Here is a 5,747-nt window from a genome sequence, read left to right as displayed (position 1 = left end):
CGAAATTTTCGAACCAGAAATCTTCTGTCTGTGGCCAAATCTGGCGAATCGATTTACCCACGGCACGATGGTTTGGGATGCCGGTCAACCGTTCAAAAGATGCGTTGACCTCCAGGAGGCGGGCATCGATGATGTGGCCCGAATGGTCGCGTTCTGAAATCTCAAGCATGGCGGCACCACTGACCATGTCATTGAAAAGCTGCCGGTATCTCCTTTCACTGTCCCGCAAGGCGATTTCAGCCGCCTTTTTCAAAGCGATATCCACCAGCACCATCCGCCACTGAATCACTGTTCCCGTTTTGTCTCGATCCGCCTGGATATCCACCCGGACCCATGTTGACTGCTTTTTTTCATGCTTGAGTACAAGTTCGATACTCTGTTTATTTCCGGTTTCACCTGCTTTTTGCAATGCAGCCAGATATATATTTTCCCAGCCCGAGGCAATAAATTGGCTGAAACCTGAGTGTGGCAGTATTTTTCTACCTTTTCCAATGAGGTCGGCGCCAGTCAGGTTAATGTGTTTGATGATGCCCTGGTTATTCATCGTGACATATCCACACGGGGCAAACTCATACAGGTCCTCATATTCTTGATGCAATTCGGAAATTTCGTGCTGAGCCCGTTTGAGCTCTTCGTTTTGGATTTCAAGCTCCGCATGGTAAATTTTTAGTTCGTGGATAAGTTCCAGGATATTCAGGGAGGAGGCAGGCGCGTCATCCGGCTGCTTTTGGATCAGCGCTTCAGCCTCATCCCGGAGCTGTTCGAATTTTTTAGATTGGGAGTGGTGTGATGTCATTGTGTTTTGTCTCCCACCGGTTCGAATGCATGCCGTACAAAGAATCGGTAGATGATGGCGATAATTAGTTGTAACTATAGAACAAAGGCTTGATATATGCAACTGTCTATATGCAGAGAAACCGCTGACAGGGCCTCAGCCCCCTGAGCATTTGTCGGGTGTTCACCGACATCTTGTGTTTTCCCTATATCCTGTTATAGTTTTTAAGATCACCGTAAGGATGAAAATCGATTTCCATTTCGCGGTTCGCTCGGTTTTCTACGCCAAACCCCTTTGTAATCAACGACCCACTGGCTTCATCAGAGATGTGGGGTTTCATCATGAGCCTGGGCTTCGACTGTGTCGAGAATCATCTATAACTTATCTCAAAAATAAGGATCAGGGTTCAGGGCAAGGCATGCAACGGCGAAAAAGCGCAGCATACATGTGGTATGTGAGCCTGTTGAGTCGTTTCATAACGCCGCCATGGGCACTTAGACTATTTTTGAGATGTGTTCTAATTAATTGCAACTCCTTCATTATATAGAAGGGGGATAATTACCCTCATCAGTGAGAAATGAGCATGCCAAAGAGAAGATTGACTACCAAAAAGCCATCGAAAAACACAAAACCCGTAACATCCGTTGCGGGATCGGGAAACGGGGATGCCAAGGCATCCCAGAAGGCAAGGGCCAGAAAGCTTCCCATAGTCGGATTGGGTGCATCCGCCGGGGGGCTGGAAGCGCTGAAATCTTTTTTTACTGAGGTTGCTGAAAACAGCGGCATGGCCTATATCGTCGTGGTTCACATGAACCCCAAGCAACCCAGCCTATTGCCCGATCTGCTCCAGAGGGTGTCACGGATTCCGGTTGCAGTCGCCAAAGACGGTCAACTCATAGAACCTGACCACGTATACGTCGCCCCCCCGAATAAAGAGATCTCCCTGTTCAACGGCAAGATCCAGCTGTTGGATATCCTGGCTAAAAGGGCCGCCCTTCCAATCGATCTGTTTTTACGATCACTGGCCCAGGATCAGGGACGCAACGCCGCGGCCATCATCTTGTCGGGAACCGGAACGGACGGCACCATGGGCGTGAAAGCGATCAAGGCCAACGACGGGTTGATCCTGGTTCAAGAAGATGAAACGGCCGGATACGACGGCATGCCCCGCAGCGCCGTCAGCACCGGGTTGGTCGATCTGGTATTGCCTCCCGAAGCCATGCCCGATCGACTGGTTCAGTACTTTATGCACCATGAAATCGCCCTCGATTCGCGAACCGCAGCAACCAAGAACGAACAACAGGGTTGGCTGTACAAGATATTCGCCATATTGCGCTCCCGGGTCGGGCACGATTTTTCCGCCTACAAACCCAACACCATTCTTCGCCGCATCAGTCGTCGCATGGGGTTGAACCAGATCGAGAGCCATGAGCATTACGTACGCTATCTGCGGGAGAACACGGTTGAGGTGGAGTCCCTGTTTCGGGATCTGTTGATCGGGGTGACTCAGTTTTTCCGCGACGCCGAATCCTTCGAGGTGCTCAAAACCGGCATCCTGCCTGACCGCTTGAAACGGATGGGCGAAGGAGCCGTCTTCCGGGCCTGGGTGCCGGGATGTGCAACGGGTGAGGAAGTCTTCTCCCTGGCCATCGTGCTGCGTGAGTGCCTTGATCAAATCCCCGGGCGGATCAGCCTGCAGCTGTTCGGTACAGACATCAACAGCCATGCCATCGACAAAGCCCGTGAAGGTATTTTCCCGGGCAGCATCGAAGCCGATGTCAGCGCCGATCGGCTGAAACGCTTTTTCATCAAAGAGGGAGATTTTTTCCGCGTCCGCAAGGAGATCCGCGATGATGTGGTTTTTTCCTTGCAGGATGTGCTCAAAGACCCGCCCTTTTCGCGTTTGAACCTGCTGTGTTGCCGCAACCTGCTCATTTATCTGGACGTCAATGCCCAGAAAAGGCTTCTGCCACTGTTCCATTACACGCTGTCACCCGGCGGGATTCTGGTGCTGGGTTCCTCCGAGACGGTTGGTGGATTCACCAACCTGTTTGGCACCCGGGACAATAAATGGAAAATATACGAACGCAGAGAGGTACCGCGGGCCCTGCGCCAGTTTGTCCATTTTCCCAGCGGGCGGGCGGCCGCCGAACCCGATCACGGGACCGAACCGGTCGGCCCTGCCGACATGGCCCGCATGGCCCAAAAGGCGATCCTCGACCAGTTCGCCCCCACAGCGCTCCTGATCAATCCCAATGGAACCATTCTGCATGTGCAGGGCCGCACCGGCAAGTACCTTGAGACTCCCAGCGGCGCCCCGACCCACAATATCCATAGCCTGGCCAGAGAGGGTCTGCGCATCGAGCTGTCGTCCGCCATCCGGCAGGCTGTAGCATCGAACAAGCCGGTCACCCGCCGCAAAATTGCCGTAAAAACCAACGGCGATATTCAGATGATCGACCTGCATGTCTCTCCCCAGCGAGCGCCCAAAGAACTTTCCGGACACCTGCTGGTGGTCTTCGAGGGCATCGATGCCACAGCGGCACCTTGGGCTGCACCCGCGCCTGCCGGAAAGGACACGCCAGTGGAAGCAGCCCGCCTTTTCGAATTGGAACAGGAGCTGCTGAACACCCGAGAGAGCCACCAGACTACCATTGAAGAGCTGGAGTCTTCCCATGAGGAACTCAAATCCACCAACGAGGAGATGCAGTCCGCCAACGAGGAGATGCAGTCCGCCAACGAGGAACTGGAATCCTCCAAAGAGGAGCTTCAGTCCCTGAACGAGGAAATGCAGACGGTCAATGCCGAACTGCAAAGCAAAGTGGAGGAGCTGTCAGCGACCCATGACGACATGCGCAACCTTTTAAACAGCACCCAAATCGCCACCATTTTCGTAGACAACGACCTGCACATCCGGAGGTTCACCCATAAGGCGACCACCATGATCAATCTTATCGAAACCGACATCGGACGTCCGCTCCAGCATGTCGTGACCAATCTGGCCTACGATGGACTGATTGCCGACTTGACCGAGGTTCTGAAAACCCTCACCCCTCGATCGTGCGAGGTGCAGACGACCCGTGGCGACTGGTACAACATGCGCATCGTGCCCTATCGCACCATGGACAACCGGATTAACGGGGCGGTGTTCACCTTTGCCACCATCGGTGATCAGAAAAAAGCCCAGGCGATTCTGGAATCCTCCAGGCGTGATATGGAACAGGCCTCCCAGCTGGTCCGTAATGTATTCGACATGAATCCGGACCCGATTGCCGTGCTCGACAACAATGGCCAGGTGGTCATTGCCAACACGGGATTTGCCAGGCTGTTGAATATCGCTGAAAAAAAAGTCAACGGCCTGGACCTTTTAAGCGCTAATCTCAGCAGTTTCGAATCCATCGACCTGAAATCGAAATTGCAGGCCGCCTTAATGAAAGATAAGGATTTTACCACCCGCCCCTTCGAGGTGAATTCGCCAAAAGAGGCCCAACGGTTCACCATTCAAGGCCGGATCATCAGGGGCGGCGATCACTCCCCTTACCGCATTATTTTGCATTTTGTGAAGCAGCCGCAAAAGAAGTGAGAACGATCCAGCATTCCCGATGCATTGGACAAATGGGCATGATCCTTACCCTGCTATAACCCCCAGGGTCTTAATTGGCTGACGTCCCTTCACCGAGAATCCGCAAAATGGTCGCCCGATCGGCATCGGGGTTCTGATTTAAAATGGCGGCCACCCGGCGGGCGGTATAAGCAGCGGCGATGGAGGTGCCGGCATAGGTGCCCGGATCGCCCTTGTATCCCACCGGCAGATCGGCCAGGCCCGGGGCGGATACGGCCACGAAATCACCGAAGTTGGACTGGTCCCATGCCTCGCCGTCCGGGTTCAGCGCCCCCACGCCGATCACGTTTTCATAAGCGGCCGGATAGACCGGGTTGCCCGTGGGGGAATTACCCGCGGCCGCAACCAGAATCAACCCCTTGGCGGTGGCATAGCGGACGGCAGACGCCAGCAAAGCGCTGGACGTTTCCGACCCCCAGCTCAGGCTCAGGACCCGGGAACCTTTTTCGATGGCGTAGTCGATGCCGCGCATCAGCGTGTAGGTGGACGTAAACCCGTTGTCGTCAAACGCACGGATGGCGACTACCGGGCTTCCGGCGGGCGTACTCGAACCGGCCCCCAACGGGTTGACCGCTCCCGCGGCAATCAGGGCCATCTGGGTGCCGTGGCCCAATTCGTCGCTAACCTCGGCGCCCGGTGAAACGGCATCGTATGTCGCCTGAACGAAGGGGCTGTTTTCATAATCGGAACGCAGGCCGCTGTCCATAACCGCTACCAGGGTCGCGCCTGATGACGGAGGCGGCGAAGGCGGGGGGGAGGATGCGCTCGTCCCTCCGGTTGCCGGACGGCCGCCTTCCAGGGGATAGGCATAGTCCGGTTCGGCGGTTTGAACCCCCGGGGTGTTGGCGATCGTTTCGGTGATCGCCGGCACGTCACTGCCGTGGGGCAGGCGCAGCCGGACGATGCCCAACGGGGCGTATGCGTCGACGATGCTGGCGCCCAGCTGATCCAGAAGCGCCGCAAGGTCGGCTTCGGTGACAGTTGGAGCCAGCCGGAGGAGCAGGATGTCCTGAACGTGGTAGGTACCGTCGCCATTGTTAACCACGGTCAGGTTCACCCCTTTCTTCAGCAGCTGGGCCAGCGCTTCCTGGCCCTTGTAAAAAATGCGGATTTCCCAGAGCCGGGGTTCGTCGGCCGTGGAGGCCTTCTCCTTTCTCCAGATGAGCGCATAGTCGACGGATCTCAGGATGCTGGTCATGGCGGCGCCGATGGGCCGGTCCTTGAACGCTGCGGTGATTTTCGGATTGATGCGTGGGTCGATGCGGATGCGGATGCCCTGGTCGGATAGGAATCCCAGAATCACCGAAAGGCTATTATCCTTAGCCTGGAGGGTCAGCCGGTCGCCGTCCA

3 protein-coding genes are annotated in these 5,747 nt (G+C 55.5%); 1 reads left to right on the top strand and 2 read right to left on the bottom strand.

All coding sequences use genetic code 11. From position 1 onward, the window contains the following. Positions 1 to 898 (bottom strand): PAS domain-containing protein (locus QNK41_RS18835; protein WP_319260067.1); only part of this gene is annotated, 898 nt, incomplete at its 3' end. Between the two features lie 460 nt (positions 899 to 1,358). On the opposite strand from QNK41_RS18835, the gene QNK41_RS18830 reads away from it, so the two are divergent. Next, positions 1,359 to 4,358, top strand: a complete 3,000-nt coding sequence (locus QNK41_RS18830) for a chemotaxis protein CheB (protein WP_319260064.1) — start codon at positions 1,359 to 1,361, stop codon at positions 4,356 to 4,358. A 70-nt stretch (positions 4,359 to 4,428) separates the two neighbouring features. On the opposite strand, the gene QNK41_RS18825 is transcribed toward QNK41_RS18830, so the two are convergent. After that, positions 4,429 to 5,747, bottom strand: a 1,319-nt coding sequence (locus QNK41_RS18825; protein ID WP_319260061.1) for a S8 family peptidase, incomplete at its 5' end; no start/stop codon positions are given.

This window comes from Desulfosarcina sp. (assembly GCF_033791525.1).
In the GTDB taxonomy this organism is placed as follows: domain Bacteria; phylum Desulfobacterota; class Desulfobacteria; order Desulfobacterales; family Desulfosarcinaceae; genus Desulfosarcina.
This window is presented reverse-complemented; position numbering and strand designations above follow the sequence as displayed.